General features: G+C 41.2%; 13 protein-coding genes. 4 read left to right on the top strand and 9 right to left on the bottom strand.

Going from position 1 to position 20,788, the window contains the following annotated elements:
* Positions 1 to 191: 191 nt before the first annotated feature.
* A complete protein-coding gene (gnpA, locus tag ACESZG_RS02000; protein ID WP_227567160.1) occupies positions 192 to 2,348 on the bottom strand; it encodes a 1,3-beta-galactosyl-N-acetylhexosamine phosphorylase in 2,157 nt (718 codons plus the stop codon).
* A 392-nt stretch (positions 2,349 to 2,740) separates the two neighbouring features.
* On the opposite strand from gnpA, the gene ACESZG_RS02005 reads away from it, so the two are divergent.
* Together ACESZG_RS02005 and fliB are read left to right on the top strand one after the other, a co-directional pair.
* Positions 2,741 to 3,580: an AraC family transcriptional regulator gene (locus ACESZG_RS02005; protein ID WP_008704021.1), complete on the top strand. Its 840-nt coding sequence runs from the start codon at positions 2,741 to 2,743 to the stop codon at positions 3,578 to 3,580.
* A 4-nt stretch (positions 3,581 to 3,584) separates the two neighbouring features.
* The gene (fliB, locus tag ACESZG_RS02010) at positions 3,585 to 4,787 is read left to right on the top strand and encodes a flagellin lysine-N-methylase (protein WP_173697245.1); all 1,203 of its coding nucleotides are present in this window, start codon (positions 3,585 to 3,587) and stop codon (positions 4,785 to 4,787) included.
* A 162-nt stretch (positions 4,788 to 4,949) separates the two neighbouring features.
* On the opposite strand, the gene ACESZG_RS02015 is transcribed toward fliB, so the two are convergent.
* From ACESZG_RS02015 to ACESZG_RS02030, 4 genes are all read right to left on the bottom strand, one after another.
* On the bottom strand, positions 4,950 to 7,448 hold the full coding sequence (locus ACESZG_RS02015; RefSeq protein WP_343309261.1) for a glycoside hydrolase family 3 C-terminal domain-containing protein: 2,499 nt from the start codon (positions 7,446 to 7,448) through the stop codon (positions 4,950 to 4,952).
* An 84-nt stretch (positions 7,449 to 7,532) separates the two neighbouring features.
* Positions 7,533 to 8,378 (bottom strand): carbohydrate ABC transporter permease, encoded by an 846-nt coding sequence (locus ACESZG_RS02020; protein WP_055059513.1) that lies wholly within the window; start codon positions 8,376 to 8,378, stop codon positions 7,533 to 7,535.
* 3 nt (positions 8,379 to 8,381) lie between these two features.
* Complete coding sequence (locus ACESZG_RS02025) at positions 8,382 to 9,335, bottom strand: carbohydrate ABC transporter permease (RefSeq protein WP_118341688.1); 954 nt, start codon at positions 9,333 to 9,335, stop codon at positions 8,382 to 8,384.
* Between the two features lie 131 nt (positions 9,336 to 9,466).
* Positions 9,467 to 10,828, bottom strand: coding sequence for an ABC transporter substrate-binding protein (locus tag ACESZG_RS02030; RefSeq protein ID WP_118341689.1), 1,362 nt, complete (start codon positions 10,826 to 10,828; stop codon positions 9,467 to 9,469).
* A gap of 413 nt (positions 10,829 to 11,241) precedes the next feature.
* Here ACESZG_RS02030 and ACESZG_RS02035 point away from each other — a divergent pair, with 413 nt between their 5' ends.
* Positions 11,242 to 13,941, top strand: coding sequence for a GH36-type glycosyl hydrolase domain-containing protein (locus tag ACESZG_RS02035; protein WP_118341709.1), 2,700 nt, complete (start codon positions 11,242 to 11,244; stop codon positions 13,939 to 13,941).
* 78 nt (positions 13,942 to 14,019) lie between these two features.
* On the top strand, positions 14,020 to 16,431 hold the full coding sequence (locus tag ACESZG_RS02040) for a GH36-type glycosyl hydrolase domain-containing protein (RefSeq protein WP_025580048.1): 2,412 nt from the start codon (positions 14,020 to 14,022) through the stop codon (positions 16,429 to 16,431).
* Positions 16,432 to 16,528: 97 nt separating this feature from the next.
* Here the strand turns inward: ACESZG_RS02040 and ACESZG_RS02045 are convergent, their stop codons facing one another.
* From ACESZG_RS02045 to ACESZG_RS02060, 4 genes are all read right to left on the bottom strand, one after another.
* Positions 16,529 to 17,326 carry a helix-turn-helix domain-containing protein gene (locus tag ACESZG_RS02045; RefSeq protein WP_025580047.1) on the bottom strand — a complete coding sequence of 266 codons (798 nt, stop codon included), beginning with the start codon at positions 17,324 to 17,326 and terminating at the stop codon, positions 16,529 to 16,531.
* A 9-nt stretch (positions 17,327 to 17,335) separates the two neighbouring features.
* Positions 17,336 to 18,004, bottom strand: coding sequence for a YkgJ family cysteine cluster protein (locus tag ACESZG_RS02050; RefSeq protein WP_025580046.1), 669 nt, complete (start codon positions 18,002 to 18,004; stop codon positions 17,336 to 17,338).
* A 22-nt stretch (positions 18,005 to 18,026) separates the two neighbouring features.
* Positions 18,027 to 18,404 carry a DUF6483 family protein gene (locus ACESZG_RS02055; protein ID WP_373217446.1) on the bottom strand — a complete coding sequence of 126 codons (378 nt, stop codon included), beginning with the start codon at positions 18,402 to 18,404 and terminating at the stop codon, positions 18,027 to 18,029.
* Between the two features lie 102 nt (positions 18,405 to 18,506).
* Entirely contained in the window at positions 18,507 to 20,711 is a 2,205-nt protein-coding gene (locus ACESZG_RS02060; RefSeq protein WP_025580044.1) for a DNA topoisomerase 3, read from the bottom strand.
* Positions 20,712 to 20,788 lie beyond the last annotated feature (77 nt).

Raw genomic sequence — 20,788 nt, forward strand, 5'->3', positions numbered from 1 at the left:
ACCGACAACAATGCGTAAATAAGAAATTCAAACGCAAGATTGTTCAAAATCAACTTATTGACATATCAAAACAGGTTCAGGCAAAAGCATTCTGCTCACGTCTGAACCTGTTCTGTTATTTCTTAACTGACTTTCTTTTCAATCTATTTTACAGATAAAATCTATTCGATATCTTTCATATCCGATATCTTTCATATCTGATACCATTTGATCTCATTTGCCTCCATATGTAACCGGAAACTGCTTCCATCACCTCTGTAAACTACTGTATCCTGTGGTTCGTAAGTGTTGTTGACTACGCAGTATTTTCCATTTTTTACGTAAGCATGTACTTCTACATTGTAGTTGGTTGAATACCAGCAGTGAAGTTCTTCCTCTGCGGATGCTGACCAAAGGACTGCACGATAAAGCACGCGGCTGTTCTTGAAGCTGTATGGAAGTCCGCTGATATAAACGCCTCTTCCTTTACCGAAAGTCTTTACAGCCATCTGCACTTCCTGGTCTTTCTGGATTAAGATTTCTGTTTCCGGTAAGGCATAAATGTTCTTCTTACCTTCACCGAAATCAACCTCGCCTTCTGCATCTTTAAGGATGAAATGATCTCTGTGTTCTTCCCAGTTATATTTATCTGTATTCAGGTTAAATCCATGTTCTTCTTCTACTCCAAGTACATCATCTAACTGAATGAATCTGCCCTGCCACTGATGTGCTGCCGGTTCTCCTACACCGATAAATCCACCGCCATTATATACAAATTCTCTGACTGCTGTGATGATTGTTTCGTCGATCCAGTTCTCGCCGCCTGACTGTGCAGTGTCCGCATCTCCCACATTGATCACTACGTCAAATTTCTTCAGAAGATCTTTGTCTGCTTTGATATCGTCAAAGCTGATAAATGATACATCAAACGGCGCGCCGCTTAATGCTTCGATAATTCCGAAATAAGAATAATTCTGCTTGTAATAGATGGCGTGATGTACCATATGGTTACCCCATGAGCGCATCTTTCCCCAACAATTCAGGACTGCTACCCGTTTTACGCAATAAGGAGTCGTTCCCTGAATGTTATCATATAAAGTGCGGAACTCTTCGCAGACTTCTTTGATATACTGTACAAAATCCGGGAATTCCAGGGCAAGTTTCAGATATCCGCCGTATCCGATTCTCTGGATCGGGCTTCGAAGGATTGCTCTTCTTGCTGTTACCCAGTTCACTTTTGCCTCCTTTACAGGATCGCCGCCTTCATGGAACGTATCCGGGAAAAAGTATGGCAAAAATCTTCCTTCTGTATATTTTACATTCTTAATATCGCTGAACAGACGCAGGGTCGCACCATTTCCAACACTTCCAACTACAGCATCCAGTCCGATAGATGCAAATTCGTCCATAAACGGTTCCATGCCAATCCAGTGATCTCCCATGAACATCATGGCCTCTTTTCCGTATTCATGTACGATATCTACCATCTCTTTGGCAAGCTTTGCAACTTCGCGTCTCTGAAATGCCTGGAAATCTTTGAATTCTTTTGAGGGAATCCGATAGGTATTGTTCATGTATCCCTGGTCAATGATATATTCCGGTCTGAAAGGATAGCCCACTTCTTTCTCAAACTGCTCCAGAATATATGGGCTGACTGAAGCTGAATAGCCAAACCAGTCTACATATTTCTCTCTTGCAAGTTCATCAAATATAAGAGTAAACTGATGGAAAAATGTAGTGAAGCGCACAACATCCACATACTCATGAGTATCCAGGAATCTGCGCAGACGTTCCAGGGAATGAGCTTTTGTTTTTGGCTGACGCACATCAAATGTAATCTGCGGTTCTACGTCTTTCCAGTCATTTACTACTGCATTGTACATATGTACAGGATCCCACATAATATATGCCAGGAAACTTACAGTATATTCATGGAAGCGTTTCGCAGATAAGATCACTACATTTCCTGTCTCTTCTTCATATGACCACTGATCTGTCGGTACCGGCTCTCCTGTGGTACGATCCATTACTTCCCACCATCTGCGGATATCATCTCTTGTGTTGACTGCAAGCATATCCGGATAGAGGTGATCCATCAGATGAATCTCCAGTGTATCTGCAACCGCTGTATGGAAAGATGTCATAATATACATCTGCTGGATTTCTTCCGGATGTGCTTTCGCCCACGCATTGTCCTTACGGGTTGTATAGTAGGTTGCATAAATTTTGGCACCTGTGTCTTTTAATTTCTGCGGAAATTCTGTTCCGTCACAGTCACGTATAGCATCAGCGCCCCACTCTTCTATCATTTCCAGTGTCTGTGGAACTACATCCAGGTCAGTTGGTATGGTTACACGACCTTTTCCCATTTTCTGTTACCTCCTTCATTTTGCTGACAAGCGGATAATTACTGTCCGTTCGCTTCTGTAATCACATTATTTTCAGTCTATCTGTTTATAAAATACTTTCTTTCAAAATTTTTTTCAATTCACTTTTTGCTTTGTTTTTTAGAAATCTTGCTCTTACAAAAAAATTATGGTATTATAGAAAATATGTTATCAGCTATCTGAAAAGCCTTCTATTTTTTACCTTAATAACTGATGTTGATTTTATTTTTATCATTTTTTATGCACTTATTCTAATTATCCTGAAGAATCTCAGTTATATCTTTTGCGATATAAAATACTATCATTCAGAATCCGCCAACAAAATTGCTACAAATATACTCATCTGCCGTAAACAGAAGAAAGGAGAATCTGCCATGAGCTCACAATCATTTCGTTTCAGCCCCGAACACCCAACAGCTCAAAATATTACACTTTTAAATACCTCTTCTTCCCGCTACGAGGGTGACTGGCCCAGTATTCCTCACTCTCATGCCTTTACAGAATTGTTCTATGTACGTGACGGTCAGGGAGATTTTCTGATCGAGGATCAGATTTTCCCAATCTCAAAGGACGATCTGGTCATCATTAATCCACATATCAATCACACTGAAATCTCCAAAGGGAGTCCTCCTCTGAGTTATTTTACTGTAGGTGTGGATGGACTATGTTTTTCCTTTAACGGTCATAAAGAGTATCGCATTTTTAACTGTCGTGAAAAGAAAACAGATTTGTTATTTTACTTTAATTCTCTGTTTCAGGAGCTGGACAGACAGTCTGAAGGATATGAAACCATCTGCAGTCATATGCTGGATATTCTGATCCTGCAGCTTCGGCGCATTACGGATTCACCATTTGAACTGATCACCGCCCAGCATCCAAGTAAAGAATGCGCTCATATTAAGCGTTATCTTGACTCCAATTACGGAGAAAATATTACTCTGGATCACCTCTCAGAACTCAGTCATCTTAATAAGTATTATCTGAGTCATGAATTTACAAAATATTATGGGATTTCTCCTATCAATTATCTGAACCGGAAACGCATCGAAGTGTGCAAGGAGCTTCTGGAAAATACTGATTACGGGATTTCAGATATTGCGCATCTCACAGGATTCTCCTCTCAGAGTTATCTCTCCCAGAGCTTTCGCAAATCCTGTGGCATGACTGCAGGAACTTACCGTAAACTTAAGAAAAAAAGAAAGGATCCTATTTAATATCATGCAATACACATTTCCAAACTACTATAAAGAATTTTCCTGCATTGCAGGAGCCTGTCCGGATACCTGCTGCGCAGGATGGCAGATCGTGATTGACGATCAGACACTGAAGAAGTACCAGCACTTTAAAGGTCCGTTCCGCAATCGCCTGCACAATGATATTGACTGGAAACAACATGTTTTCCGCCAGTATAACAGACGCTGTGCTTTTCTCAACGAAGAGAACCTGTGTGATATCTACACAGAAGCAGGACCGGAAATGTTCTGCAGAACCTGCAGAAATTATCCTAGACATATTGAAGAATTTGAAGGTCTGCGTGAGATTTCCCTATCGCTCTCCTGTCCGGAGGCAGCAAGGATTTTACTTTCCCAAAAAGAAAAGGTACACTTTATCACAAAAGAAAAAAAGGCAAAAGAAGAAGTCTATGATGACTTTGATTATTTCCTGTTCACTGCACTTATGGACACCCGTGATATGCTTATAGATATCATCCAGGACAGAGCTGTACCCATGCAGAAACGTCTGTGGAAACTTCTGGCTGCTGCACATGATTTCCAGTTATGTGTAAATAAAAATGAACTCTTTAAATGGGAAGAAATGCGAAAACGACATGAAGATTCCGGATACGGAGATAGATTTTGCAGCAAAATTTACTCTCGTATAAATGCAGATAACATAGAAAACAGTTCTGCTGCATCTGCCTGCGCAAATACACCAGAACAATTATTTAAAAAAATGTGGAAAACTGTTGTCCCGGAAATGGAGGTTCTGCGCCCGGGATGGCAGGAATACTTAAAGAATTGTCTGACTCCACTGTATAATAGAAATACAGATCCGCAGTCTGACTCCGGAAATCTTTATTCCTGGCAGAAAAGTGAATTTGATTTCTCTTATCCGGACTGGCAGATTCAGGAGGAACAGCTTCTTGTTTACTGGATCTATACCTATTTCTGCGGTGCAGTTTATGATGATGAGATCTTCGCCAAGGTGAAAATGGCAGTTGTGTGCACCCTGTTCATACATGAATTAAATGTGGGAACCTATCTGAAAAACAACCGGCAGTTTAAGCTGGATGACCAGATCCGTATCTGTTATCAGTTTTCAAGAGAACTGGAACACTCAGATCTTAACCTGAACAGATTTGAAGAATTAATGTCTGAAAAAGAGATTTTCTCCTTTGAAAATCTGCTGAAAATCTGCTGATGCAAATAAAAAATCCAGTTATTATGAGCACTAAATCAATCGGAAGGCCTCTGATGGTCTTCCGATTGATTTTAATAATTAATATTGTCCTCTCATTACTGTATTTTCAGCATATGCCAGAATTCTATCTGTTTTCATTTAGAGCATGTTTGAAAAATCATTTCAACAATCTGTACGCTCTAATCTACGGATCATAGATACCAGATGTCCGGCACAATTTCGGATTTCTTCTTCTGTAAGTTTACCTTCTTTATATGCCTGGCGAATATTCTTATCATCATCCGGATTTCCAGGCATGATAATGTCATTGCCTGCTGCCACACATTTCCATGGAACGCTTCCATCTTCCGGAACTGTTGTGTTCCAGTCTGACATAATTGCTCCGTCAAATCCCCATTCTTTTCTGGCAACTGTCATGCACAGATCTTTGCTGTTCGCCGCATGAATACCGTTGATAAGATTATAGGAAGTCATAATAGAAACAGGATTTCCTTCTTTTACTGCAATTTCAAATCCGCGGAGATAGATTTCTCTGAGCGCACGTTCGGATACGCAGGAGTCAACACCCATGCGGTTATCTTCCTGATTATTACATGCAAAATGCTTGATTGTTACGCCACATCCTGACTTGCTCTGAACACCCCGGATCACTGCTGCTGCAAGCATCCCTGACAGATATGGATCTTCTGAATAATATTCATAATTTCTTCCACATAATGGATTTCTGTGGATATTCATGCCTGGTGCAAGCCACAGATTCACACGAAATTCTTCCATTTCTTCTGCGATTGCTTTTCCAAACTCTGTCATGAGATCTGCATTCCATGTCTGTGCCAGTGCTGTTCCTACAGGAAAAGCTGTGCAGTACTGATAATAAGTGTCTGCATTCTCATGGTGTACGCCTGGTTCCAGAATCCCATTTTCCAGAGAGCCAAGAACACCCATTTCATAGATACTGTCTGCCTCTTTATCTACTTCATACCACTGTCTAAGGCGGATACCTGCCGGACCGTCCGCCATAACAAGAGAAGGGATTCCATACTCTTCCAAAGTACCGCAGGTTTCACCTGCTGATCCCGGTACTCGAATCCCTGCTGCACCAAGAGTACTGATATTCTCTGAAATCTTTCCATAAAGCAGAGGAATCAGCTCTTCTGTAGTTCTGTCTTCCAGAACAGAAACAAATCTTTTTTCTTCCTCTGTCAGATTTTCCTGATTTTTTCCGGCATCTTCCGATTTTGCCGGTATCATCGCAGGTTTAAAATAATATTCCGGAACCTGCGCTGTTATCAGTTTTTCCTGTCTCTGCACAGATTTTTCTTTCAATTCTTTTGTCAGATAAATCTGTTCCAGTTCTTCCTGAAGCGGACAGATTTTATCCATCTGTTCCAGTACTGTATCATCTGAAACTACCAGAACTGCTTCCAGTTTCAGTTTGTCTGAACTGTTTCCGACCAGAATGCCATATTTGCCTTTTTCCACTATCCATGTATGTGTTTCCTCATTGAAAGAAGCCAGTTGTTTCTGTGGAATCTCAACAGTAAGTGTTTGTGTTTCTCCCGGCTTCAGAAGTCTGGTTTTTGCAAAACCTGCCAGTCTCTTATACTCTTTTTCCAGTTCTGTCTGCGGAAGCGTAACATAAATCTGTACCACTTCTTTACCAGCATATTCATTTCCTGTATTTGTAACCTGAACCTCTGCTCTGATCTTACTTTCTTCCATATTTATGCTGCAACACTTCATCTCAAACATAGTATAAGAAAGACCAAACCCAAACGGAAACATCACTTTTTTGTCAAAGCTGTCAAAATATCTGTAACCTACATAAATACCTTCTTTGTATTTTTCCTTTTCCAGATTGCCATTCAGATACCCATACTCTTCTGAAGCCGGATAATCCTCGTATCGCCTCGCCCAGGTTGTTGTCAGTTTACCGCCCGGCACTTCTTTTCCCAGAAGTACATCAGCCAGGGCATCTCCCCCTTCCTGACCAAGCTGAGAAATATTTAAGATTCCTTTTATATTGTCTGTCTGTTCCAGAATATCTGTCAGCTCCACAGGACCACCTGCATTAAGAATAAGGATCACAGGTTTGTTCATTTCTGCAAGATAACGTAAATCTTCCTCTTCTCTCTCGCTTAAATAGTAATCTCCCTTTACTCTGCGGCGGTCTTTTCCTTCTCCTGAAATACGACTGATCACATAAATCACCACATCTGCTTCACAGATATCTTCCTCTGCCACCTTACGTCCCAGCGGCATTGCAAAAGGATTCTCTGCATAGGCATCAAAAGGATTATCTACTTTCTTAGCTTCTTCCAGAACTTTTTCTTTCCACGCCTCTCTCGCCTGCTCATAGCGATTGTGATAATCGCTGATCCAGTCTTCGCTTACAATTTTTACTCCTGCTTCTTTCAGTCCCTGATAAATGGAAATATTCTTTCTGTTGTTAACATCTCCAGAACCAATTCCACCCTTTACGGTTTTCTCTGCTCCATACCCAAGAAGTGCAGCAGCTGTATCTTTCTTTAATGGAAGGATTCCTTCATTTTTCAGCAGAACAATGCCTTCTGACGCCGCTTTTCTGGCAAGCTTTCCATGCATCAGTTCTCTCTCTGACGGCTGTTCTTCTCTAGTTCCACTGTAAATCCATTTCTTCATATAATTATACTCCTGTTTTTAATATTATAATTCTCATGAAAAGAACCTCCATAGCATTCTCTCTATGGGGGTTCTTAATTCTCATTATTCTTTTACACCACCAAGTGTAACACCTGCAATAATGTATTTGGATAAAAGCAGATATACAATAATGATTGGCACGATCGCAACAGTGATCATCATGTAAATTTTACCCATATCAAAGTTCATATAATCAGCACCACGCAGAGTTGCAATCAGGATCGGCACTGTCATTTTGCTCTTTGACTGAATGATCAGGGCAGGAACGAAGTAATTGTTCCAGGATCCTACGAAAGTAAAGATTGCCTGTACTGCTACTGCCGGTTTCATGATCGGAAGTACAATACTGTTAAAGGTTCTGAATTCTCCGGAGCCATCAATTCTTGCCGCTTCCACAAGGGATAAAGGAAGGGAAGACTGAAGGTAACTGTACATAAAGTAAAAGACTGCCGGAGATGCAATGGATGGAATGATCAGCGGAAGTAAAGAGTCATACATTCCCATCTTTGTGATCAGTCGTAAAAATCCCATTGCTGTTACCTGTGTAGGCATAACAAGAATTGCCATAATAAAGGTAAAAGCTGCTTTCTTCATTTTAAAATCATAAGCATATAGACCATAAGCTGTCAAAGAAGAAAAATATGTACAAAGTGCAGCACTGCAGGAAGATACAACAACACTGTTAAGAATACCGCGGAACATCGGGAAACTTCCGTCATTTGCCACATTCTTCAAATTCTCAAGAAAATATTTTCCGGGAAGTGCTGAAAATCCTTTCTGCAGATCCGCATGGGAACGTGTTGCATTTACAATCAGAATGTAAAAGAAAAACAGACACAGGAAGGATAAAAAGATCAGCACAAGATGAACAAAAATACTGCGCACACGACCTGATGTATTTGATTTCATAGTTTATCTCCTCCTTCTTTCTTCTTTTGCTTTTTTCTTTGCAGCTTTCTTAGATCCGTCCGGGTCTGTGTCATTTGTCATCTTATATACGATCATACATAAAATACCGCTGACAATAAACAGATATACGGACAGTGCACCTGCCATACCATAGTTCTTGCTCTTTAAGTGGCTGTTCAGGAACATGATCAGAGTCATAGATGTACGGTCCGGATTTCCCTGTCCATTTGTAAGAATCTGAGGAACATCGAACATCTGAAGACCACCGATGATAGATGTGATCAGTGTATAAGCAAGGATCGGACGGATCAGCGGCAGTGTGATATAGAAAAATCTCTTGATACTGTTACAGCCATCCAGTTCAGATGCTTCAAAAATATCCATACTGATACCCATAACAGCAGCCATCAGCATAATTGTTGTATTACCAAACCACATCAGGAAGTTCATAAATCCGACCAGAGATCTGGTTCCGATTACAGAACCCAGGAAATCTATCGGATTTTTAACCCATCCCAGAGACATCAGAATAGAGTTAATCGGTCCGTTGGTAGAGAACATGGTAAAGAACAATAATGCAAATGCAGAAGCCATGATCAGGTTAGGAAGATAAATAACAACCTTGAAAAACTGCTGTCCATGGATCTTCAGACGCGCATCTGTAAACCAACATGCCAGAACCAGTGCGATCACGATCTGCGGTACAAATCCGATTACCCACAGAATCAGTGTATTAGCACTGTATTTGAGCATATCTGACTTCAACAGACTCAGATAGTTTGCCATTCCAATAAAATTCGGTCCGATTTCTTTAATTCCTGAACGATAATATTCATAGAAACTATAACGTACAGTATCTACCAGCGGAATCAAAGAAAAGATTAAAAAAGTTATAAAAAATGGAAGGATAAAGATGTATCCCCATTTTGCATAGCTGATGCTTTTCTTTTTTTTCATAGTTCAGCATTCCTTCCTTTACATATTAGCGCCAGACACACATCGCGTTCATGTGTGTCTGGCAAATACAAATGCATCTGTACAGGTTATTTACACCTGAAACTTTTTAACTGTCAATTCAAAAGCGTTTATTATTCAGCCCAGTTAACTTCCTGGATTTCCGGATAACGTTCTTTGATTGCTGTTTCAAAGTTTGATTTTGCTTTGTCATAGTCTACCTGACCCTGGAAGTAATCGCTGAAAGCGTTCTGGATCAGTTCTACACATCCCTGGTCATAAGCAGAAAGTGGTGCAATCTTGATGTTCTCTGCAACCGGTGAGAAATATGTAAATGGATTCTGTCCGCCAAGGAAGTCAGATGCGAAAGTATCATCTTTTGCAACTTCCTGCATACCACTCTTTGTATTTGTAAAGTCAGAATAATCTTTGGAAATCTTTAATAAATTGTCCTTATTTCCTGTCAGTGCAAGAATGATATCTTTTGCATGTTCCGGATTATCTGTTCCTGTTGCTGCATGGATGTAAGAACCGCCCCAATTGTATTCCTGTGGTGGATTTGTAACAGCCCATTCTCCGTCTTCTCCATCCCAGTTTGGTTTCAATGTAAAGTCAATTCCCCATGCCGGGAAGAGGAATGCAAATACTTTGGATTCAGATCCCATAGCTTTGTTCCAGTCATCATTCCACTGACCTTTTACAGTTTTGTTCAGGTATCCTGCATCCAGCCATTCTTTGGAATCTTTGATCCAGTTCATTACCTGCTGGTCTACGTTAACAGTTGTTGCACCGTCTTCTACCCATGGCTGGGAAATGCTGTTTCCATACAGTCTGAATGTATCAGCATAAGAAGCAAATGTGTAATATCCTTTTGCTTTCAGTTCTTCAGCTGTAGCTTTTGCTGTATCCCAGTCTTTCATTTTCTTGCCTACTTCTTCAGGATCGTCGGTTCCGAACACATCTTTGGCAATATCACGACGATATACAAGAAGTCCAGGGCAGCACTGCCATGTAGATCCTCTCTGTACTCCATCTGCATCAGATGCAGTTGTTTTTGTAAAGTCATACTGATCTGCAAGATCTTTGTCAGGATCAATTCCAAGATCTGTCAGAGGCATTGCCACATCCGCTGCTGCATCTGTATATTTGTATACATAATCTGTTTCTGATAAGAAGATATCTACCTTATCATCTGCTGATGCATCAGCCTGATTCATAAGAGCTTCATCAAGTTTCTGCTGATAAACACCATCCTGATTTGGATTTATGATCCAGTGAATTTCTGTTCCATCGTTTAATGTTGTTACTGTTCCGTCTTTGGATGTTTCTTTTACTTCAGGATATACTGCTTCCAGACGCTGACGGAATTCATCATTCCAGGAATAAATATTGATTACTTTTCCTTCTTCATCTGCATGTACGATTGTAGCGGTTCCACCCATTGTACCTGCAATTACGGATGCTGTAAGTAAAACAGCTAATGCTTTCTTTTTCATTAAAAAAGCCCTCCTTTTTCTTTTTTTCTCTTTGTGAGTTTCTTGCCTCACTTGATGTATCAGATTATAGCTTAAGCTGCTTTTCGGGTATATTATAATTTCCACCAAAATGTCAGATTCATGACCTCATTGTGTTCTTTTTATATACAGACAGATTTTGTCATTTAATAAGGAAATCTTTCCTAAAATCATGATCTTTCTGTTTTTTTATTAGTATTTTTGTATAAAAAGTACCATTTTTCTATAAATCAGCCAGATGAATATTCGCAATCTGATTCATTACCTGCTCATATATTTTTCTGAAATTGTGTTATTTTATGTCATGATTCTGATACTTACTTCATGTTTCTTATTTCCGAAAGATCTCATTTCCGATATAATTTCCATACAATATTTATGGAAGGAGAAAAATGTTGAAACATATTAAGTTTATTGATAATCATGGAAGCTTTTGTGTGAACAGACCGGAAAATACCAGTTATCTTTATTTTCCTCTTGCATCAGAAGCAGGTCTGAAAAGTTCCGTCACACCAGTGCTTGGAGGTGACAGCAAAATTGATCAGGATACCTTCCTGCTGGAACCGGTCAGTTCCGAGAATCTTCATAACAATCGTTCTTCCAGAAATTTCTGGATCGTAAAAGAAGGACACATTCCTTATTCAGTAACAGGTTCCTCTGCTCAGCAGGAAGCCGACCGTTTTACTGACAGGCAGGAAGACAGTGAACTAACCGCCGGATTCATGTGGCAGACTTTGAAAAGGACTTCCAGAGAACTTGGGCTCATCTCCACAGTTACTTCTTTTATCCCCAAAAGTGATAATGTGGAGATTATGTATGTGACGGTTGAAAACCAGACAGATACTGTACAGAAATTTACTGCATATGGTGCAATTCCTGTTTACGGAAGAAGTGCGGATAACATTCGTGATCATCGAAATGTCACTTCCATGCTCCATCGTATCGAGACAACAGAACATGGAATCAACGTCTGCCCCACCATGTCATTTGACGAGCGGGGACATCAGCCAAATCATAAAATCTATTATGTAAATGGCTGTTCCGGAAAGGGAGAAAATCCGATTTCCTATTATCCGACTGTAGAAGATTTTATCGGAGAAGGTGGTACCTATACACATCCACGCACAGTATATGAAGGATATAAAGGAGTTCCCGCACACAGTCTGGCAGCAGGAAAGGAAGCAATGGGTGCTTTCTGTTTCTCATCTTTCACACTGGCTCCCGGTGAAAAAACAGACTTTATTTTATTATCAGGTATTGCCGACAGTAAAGAAGAAATTGAAAATATTTTTGAAAAATACAATACTTCCGATAAAGTAAAAAATGCACTGGAAGAAACCAGAATTTACTGGAAAAAACAGGTAAACGTTGACTTCCACACACAGGATCCTGACTTTGACAGTTATATGAAATGGGTAAGTTTCCAGCCATTCCTGCGCCGTTTATTTGGCTGTTCTTTCCTTCCTCATCATGATTACGGACGTGGTGGACGCGGATGGCGTGATCTGTGGCAGGATTGTCTTTCTCTTCTGCTGATGAATCCTCAGAATGTAGGTGCCATGATTGAAAAGAATTATGGCGGCGTACGTATTGATGGTACAAATGCTACTATTATCGGAGACGGTGACGGCAATTTTATCGCTGACAGAAACGGAATCGCACGTGTATGGATGGATCATGCACTCTGGCCGCTAATCACGACCAGTCTTTATATTAATCAGACCGGAGATATAGAGATTCTTAAGAAACAGGTTCCTTATTTTAAAGATGCACAAACCATGCGCGGCACAGAAATTGATACTCTCTGGAATGACGCATATGGAAATAAACAGCGCACCGAAGACGGTCAGGTATATACCGGAAGTGTTCTGGAGCACATTCTGATCCAGCAGCTTGCCGCTTTTTATGATGTAGGTGTTCATAATATTTACCGTCTCCGCGGAGCTGACTGGAACGATGCCCTGGATATGGCAGCAGAAAATGGTGAAAGTGTTGCCTTTACCTGTGCTTATGCGGGCAATCTCCACACTCTTGCTTCCATATTACGCCTTATGGAATCTGCAGGCGAAACCAGTATCCCGCTGTCAGAGGAAATTGAAATCCTGCTGAACGACCAGACAGATATGTTTGACAGTGTATCTGAAAAGAAAAAGATTCTTACTGAATATGCCAAAAGCTGCAGGCATAACCTGAGCGGCAGAAAGAAAAACTTCTCTCTCTCCACACTTGCTGCCAACCTGATCCAGAAATCCAACTGGCTGACAGATCATATCCGTTCACAGGAATGGATTGATGGCAAAGACAACGAAGAAGGATGGTATAACAGCTATTACGATAATCATGGAGAGGCAGTGGAAGGTTTCCACCATGAACAGGTGCGTATGATGCTCACGGGCCAGGTTTTCTCTATTATGGGAAATGTTGCCACTGATGCGCAGATCAGAAAAATCGTAAAAAGCGCAGATCATTATCTTTACAGAAAAGAAATTGGCGGTTACCGCCTGAACACAGATTTTCAGGAACTGAAGTTTGATATGGGACGTATGTTCGGTTTCGCTTATGGCGAAAAAGAAAACGGTGCTGTTTTCTCTCATATGGCAGTTATGTATGCAAATGCCTTATATCAGAGAGGCTTTGCAAAAGAAGGCTGGAAAGCATTGCGTTCTCTGTCTGATACAGCTCTCGACTTTGATACCAGCCATATTTACCCGGGAATTCCTGAATATTTCCGTTCAGACGGACGTGGCATGTATCATTATCTGACAGGTGCTGCAAGCTGGTATCTTTTTACCATGATCACAGAGGTCTTTGGTGTCCGTGGAGTTTTCGGAAACCTTTTGGTTCATCCAAAACTTCTGGCAGAACAGTTCGATGAAGCAGGAACTGCTTCTGTCTCTGTTACTTTTGCAGGAAAACAGTTCCATGTTACCTACCGAAACACAGACAGAAAAGATTATGGTTCTTATCATATCGCCGCTGCGGACTGCGACAAAACAGCAATAGAAATCGTAGAAGATTCCCATATTATGATCTCCAGAGAATTTATTAACAACCTCTCTTCTGATCTTCATGAAATTACAGTGACACTTGCCTGAAAACAATAGCTGCTCAGCCTCCATAAAAGCAGGCGACAGGCTGTTATAAATATTGTTCTAACAGAAAGGATTTACTATATGAAATACGGATATTTTGACAATGAAAACCGAGAATACGTGATTACTAATCCGGCAACACCTGCACCATGGGTAAACTATCTGGGTTCCCCGGAGTACGGTGCAATCATTTCCAATAATGCAGGGGGCTACAGTTTTGCAAAATCCGGTGCAAACGGACGTATCCTGCGCTATGTTTTTAATAACTTTGACCAGCCGGGACGTTACATTTACATTCGCGATGACAGATCATCAGACTTCTGGTCTGCATCCTGGCAGCCTGTAGGCAAAGATCTGGCTCAGTATAAGAGCGAATGCCGTCACGGAATCGGTTATACAAAAATTTCTGCCGACTACAGCGATATTCACTCAGAAGCCCTTTACTATGTTCCTCTTGGAAAAAGTTATGAAGTATGGGCATTATCTGTGACCAATCATTCTGATCACGAAAGGAACCTGACTCTCAGCGGATATGCAGAGTTTACCAACCACAGCAATTACGAACAGGATCAGGTTAATTTACAGTACTCTCTTTTTATTTCTCGTACACTGTTCGAAGGAAACAGAATTACTCAGCAGATTCATGGAAATCTTGATGCAATTCCTGAAAATGAGAATGTAGATGAGAAAAATGTGACAGAACGTTTCTTTGGACTTGCAGGTGCTGAGGTTTCTTCTTACTGTGGGGACAAAAATGAATTTCTCGGAAGTTACCATGGATATGGAAACCCTGAAGGTATTGTCTGTGGTGATCTTGGTGATAAGACAAGCTATAATGAAAACTCCTGTGGTGCTCTCTCCTGCAAAATAACTCTTAAAGCAGGTGAAACCAGAACAATTGCTTTTCTTCTTGGAATGAAACCGTCATCTGAAGCTGCTGAAGTAATCAGATGTTACGAAAATCCGGCTCCAACTGTAGCAGAAGAACTGGAAGCATTAAAAGCTGACTGGAACAGTAAGCTTGATAATCTTAAAGTCAGCACTCCAAGTCCGGAATTTGATACTATGATTAATACCTGGAACGCATACAACTGTTTTATGACTTTCATCTGGTCCCGTGCAGCTTCCTTCATTTACTGTGGACTCAGAAATGGATACGGATACAGAGATACTGTACAGGATATTCAGGGAATCATCCATCTGGCACCGGAAATGGCACTGGAAAAGATTCGTTTCATGCTGTCTGCGCAGGTAAATAACGGTGGCGGACTCCCTCTTGTCAAGTTTACTCACACACCTGGAAAAGAAGATACTCCGGATGATGCTTCTTATGTACAGGAAACCGGCCATCCGGCTTACCGTGCAGATGATGCATTATGGCTTTTCCCAACTGTATATAAATATATTTCAGAAACCGGAAACACTGCTTTTCTTGATGAAGTGATTCCTTTTGCCAACAAAGATGAAGCTACTGTATATGAACATCTGAAACGTGCGGTTGCTTTCTCTCTTAATCACCTTGGACCTCATGGAATGCCCGCCGGACTTTATGCAGACTGGAATGACTGTCTCCGTCTGGGTGCAAACGGAGAATCTTCTTTTGTTGCTTTACAGTTCTATTATGCAATGACAATCCTGAAAATCTTTGCCGAATATAAAAAAGATACAGAATATGTACAGTATCTTGAAGAAACTCAGAAAGCATTTGGCGAAAAAGTTCAGGAACTGTGCTGGGATAACGACCGCTTCGTACGTGGTTATACAGAATCAGGAGAAAGAATCGGTGAAGCTGCTGCTCCTGAAGCAAATATGTGGCTGAATCCTCAGAGCTGGGCTGTCATCAGTGGTCTTGCCAGCCCTGAACAGGGAGACGCTGCACTGAACAATGTATACGAACGTCTAAACACAAAATATGGTGCGATCCTTATGGATCCGCCTTATCATGCGCATGCTTTCGATGGTGCACTGGCAGTTATCTATAATCAGGGAACCAAAGAAAACTCCGGTATTTTCTCCCAATCCCAGGGCTGGCTGATTCTTGCTGAAGCACTCCGCGGTCATGGAGAACGTGCTTTTACCTATTTTATGGAAAATTCTCCTGCTGCGCAGAATGACTGTGCCGAAATCCGTCGTCTTGAACCATACTGCTATGGTCAGTTTACAGAGGGAAAAGCAAGCAAACACTTTGGACGCTCTCATGTTCACTGGCTGACAGGAACTGCTTCTACTGTAATGGTAGGATGTGTGGAAGGTATCCTCGGACTTCGCCCTGATCTTGAAGGACTTCGACTGTCTCCTTCTGTGCCAAAAAGCTGGAAACACTTTGAGATTGAGAAAGTTTTCCGTGGAAAACAGCTTCATATCTCTGTAGAAAATCCAGACGAAAAAGAATCTGGCTGCTGCAGTCTGGTTCTTAACGGACAGAAATTAGCAGATAATTATATCCCTGAAAACCTTCTTCAGGATAAGAACGAAGTCATATTAACTCTTTAATCCCCCGATATTACCAGATGAAAATAAGCGGCCGGCTTACAGAAAATTTATATTCCCTGTAAGCTAGCCGCCTGTTTTACTTATCTTAATATTTTGATTAATCCTGTTCTTTTTTCAGTTCCGACTCTGATGCGACACAAAGTTCTTTTTCTATATCCCAGTGTATCATATAATGTTCATCCCTGTATTTGCCCGGTGTCATTCCCGTAACTTCCCTAAACTGCTGGATGAAATGGCTCTGGGAAGAAAAGGAAAGACGGTTTGCAATCTCAATGATCGAATAATCACTGTACTGCAAAAGATTTTTCGCCATTTCTATCTTCTGTCTGCGGATATAGGCACTGACCGATATTCCTGTTTCTTTTTTAAATAATCTGGAGAGATAGCTCGCAGATACTCCAAGTGAATCTGCAAGATCTTCTATTGTAATTCGTTCTTTGATATGAGAATAAATGTATTCTTTACTTGCGTTGATATGTTTAGAATAAGTGTTGTCTCTGAAATATCTGCGCATTTTTTCAGTATAATCCATCACCATCTCATCATGAAGGCTCTGAACCTCTTCTACTGTATGAATGCCATCCAGCTTTTGAATATAAAAATCACTCAAGCGAAATGCCTGTTCCATCTCCATTCCATTTTGTTTACAGAGTCTGGTTATCATTGCGGTAGTGATAACAAAATGATATTTCATATTTGTGACCGCATTCTTTGACAGTACTCCCACACCATCACACTCTGTAAATCTCTGCCGTTCACAATTCTTCTTAACAGTTTTTATATCTCCACTTGCAACTGCACGATAGAACAATAATTCCTCTGTCGGTTCTCTGTGCTTAATTTCATCAAACTCATCTTCTGCCTCAAAAAGAAGCCATTCGTTCTGATAACTCATATGTCTCTCCTACGCCAATGCCAGCAATTCTTTTCCTTCTTTCAGTCTCTCATAAAACTGTATGTAGAAATCCTGATTTTGATCATATGGTTTGAGATAGAATCTGTTCACCACAAAGAGGTTCAGATTTCTGATCAGATCTGGATCCTCAGCATTGTACAGTACTTCCTGCACATCCAGCAGAAAATAATGCCAGTCATTTACAAATTTCTCATATTTTTTCAGATCCGGTGTGTCCACCCACTTCTTTACCTTGATCTTACTGCGGTTTGTTTTAGGACATTCGTGAATCTGAAGAATATATTTAAAACTGCCATTCTCGTAGAATCTTCCCAGCGGGAATAATCTGCAGAATCCCGGCCGAATAGAGTGGATGTGACAGCGTCCTTCACTGTTAAGGAATATACACTGTTCCTTAACTCCTGTCATCCGAAGATGCGGAAGGATATTTCCATCTGTCACTCCCAGTTCCAGATATTCCTGTAAAAGCTGCTCTGCTGATTTCTGTAATCCTGCCGACAATCTGTATACATCATATGGATCCAGGAGCACAGAATCTCCCATTCCCTGACAACAGTCACAGCAGCCTTCACAGTCATGGCAGTCTGCCTTTACCATATCATTAGAATCATATAATTTACCATCCGAAATCTCTTCCAGTGTCTGTTCTCTGCGCATATGCTATGCTTTTTCCTTTCTCTCAAAAAGCCTCTAATCCTGTAACACCCCAGTCTGAAGCAAGATCTTTCATACCTTCCAAAACTTCCTCCCTTGAATATCCGTTATCATCCAGGAAATCTCCATCCATATCATTCAGATACAGATAAAAGGTCAGTGCCAGTTCCAGATAGTCTACATCATCTTCTACCATACCCATATATAATTCGTTTTCTGCTTCATTGATCTTGCCTTCTTCTTCCAGTTTCATAATTGTAGCAAAAAGCCGGTCTGCCTCTGTGTAATCTGCTTCCTTCTCCGGAAGTTTGTAATTGGGCTGCTGCTCATGAAGCAGAAGCTTCGCGATCAGTCTTCCTACGTCCTGAATATTTCTTATCATATGATCATCCTGTACTGCCATAATATTATCTTCCCTTCTTTTTTATTTTACCTGGTACATCGTTTCGTAAATAACTATACCCATCGCATAGAATGCGGATTCGCAGACAAGAGAGTGATATAGTTATTCCAGTTTTAATCCTGCCAGTGCCTGTGCAAATGCATTATTCACCGGCTCCTTGGCTTCTTTCTGCTGCTGTCTCATATATTTTTGAACATCACGCTTATTGACTCCTGCTCCCTCTTTGGCCCTTCTCGCCTGAAAAGCAGAGAGCTTTTCTTTATAGCCGCAGGCACAGATAAATGTCTCTTCCTTACCTTTCACATACATTTCCATACGTTTATGACACTTGGGACAACGGGCATTGGTAGTTCTGGACAGGGTTTCTTTATAACCGCACTCTCTGTCCTGACATACAAGCATTTTTGCATTCTTTCCATTCACTGCCAGAAGCTTCTTTCCGCAGTTCGGGCAGATTTTGTTTGTAAGATTATCATGCCTGAAGGTTCCCTGTCCGGTTTTGATCTCATCTACAATGTCACAGGTATAGTTCCTGATTTCTTTCAGGAAGGTTTCCTGTTTCATTTTACCTTTTGCAATATTTCCAAGCTTCATCTCCCAGTCTGCGGTCAGTTCCGGCTTGCGCAGTTCCTCGGGTACCAGTTCCAGAAGCTGCTTTGCCTTGGAGGTCAGATGGATTTCATTGCCTTTTTTCTCCATCAGAAAGCTGTTAAACAGTTTCTCAATAATATCGGCCCTTGTGGCAACAGTCCCCAGACCACCTGTCTCACCGAGAGTTTTCGCTGCCTTTGTATCATGACTCTCCATATAGCGCACCGGATTCTCCATTGCTGCAAGAAGCGTTGCTTCTGTGAATCTTGCAGGTGGCTTTGTCCTGCCTGTATTCATGGATACATTCTCTATATGCAGTCTCTCACCTTTCTTCATCTGTGGAAGCTTCTGATCTTTCAATTTCTGCGCATCGTCAGCAGTATCCTCATCCTCTTCAGTGTCGTCCGTATTTTCATACACATCTTTCCATCCGGCACTTTTTACAACTTTCCCGCTGGCAGCAAAAAGTTCTCCAGCAACAATTCCCTCCATGCTCACCTGTTCATAAACAAAAGGCGGATACAGCACACTGAGGAATCTGCGAACTACCATATCGTAAATCTTACGTTCTTCATTTGTCATATGGTCAAGCTGCACAAACTGCTCCGTAGGGATAATTGCATGATGGTCGCTGACCTTTTTATCATCCACAAAACTTCCATTTGCACGAACAGGCTGATTCATCAGTGCGCCTGCCGGTTTTCTGTACGGTCCTGTTGCGCAGGCTCTCAGTCGTTCTTTAATTGTAGGAACAATATCCTTTCCAATATATCTGGAATCTGTCCTCGGATAAGTGAGTACTTTGTGATTTTCATACAGACGCTGCATGATATTCAGAGTCTGCTTTGCAGAATATCCATATTTCCGATTTGCCTCTCTCTGCAGTGTGGTCAGGTCATACAAACCCGGTGCAAAGGATTTTTTCTCTTTGCTGGTTACGGAAGTTACTTCCAGAGACTGATTTCTGAGAACATCGGAAATCTCCTCTGCCCGTTCTTTATTAAAAGTTCTGAAGCTCTTACTCTTTGGTTCCTTCCATGTCCAGGTGATATCACCTGCTTTCAGGGTGATTCCGTAATATTCCTTCGGCTTAAATGCCCGTATCTCTTCTTCCCGTTTCGCAATCATCGCCAGTGTAGGAGTCTGTACACGCCCGCAGGAAAGCTGGGCATTATATTTACAGGTAAGTGCCCTTGTACCGTTCATTCCCACCAGCCAGTCAGCTTCCGCTCTTGCCACAGCTGCTCTGTACAGATTATCATACTCATGTCCGTTTTTCAGATTTCCGAATCCTTCTTTGATAGCTTTGTCTGTAACTGAAGAAATCCACAGTCTACGGATTGGTTTATGACAGTCCGCTTTGTCAAGAATCCAGCGGGCTACCAGTTCACCTTCTCTTCCGGCATCTGTGGCTATTATAATATCGTTTATGTCTTTTCTGTACAGCTGCGTTTTTACTGCATTGTACTGTTTACCGGTCTGTCGAATAACTACCAGCTTCATTCGATCCGGCATCATGGGAAGTGTGGATATTTCCCATTTCATATACTTCTTATCGTATTCCTCAGGATCTGCCAGCGTAACAAGATGTCCAAGTGCCCAGGTGACTACGTAATCTTTTCCCTCAAGGGTACCATTTCCTTTCTGTGTACAGTGAAGTACTCTGGCAATATCTCTGGCAACAGAAGGTTTCTCTGCTATTACTAATGATTTCATAAAATAAATAACTCCTTATAAAAATCTACAGTCAGGGTTTCTGATATCCCTGACCGTTGATTTCGGGCAGCTGTCCA

The sequence above is a fragment of the Blautia sp. Marseille-P2398 genome (assembly GCF_964240315.1).
Lineage (GTDB): Bacteria > Bacillota > Clostridia > Lachnospirales > Lachnospiraceae > Blautia_A > Blautia_A wexlerae.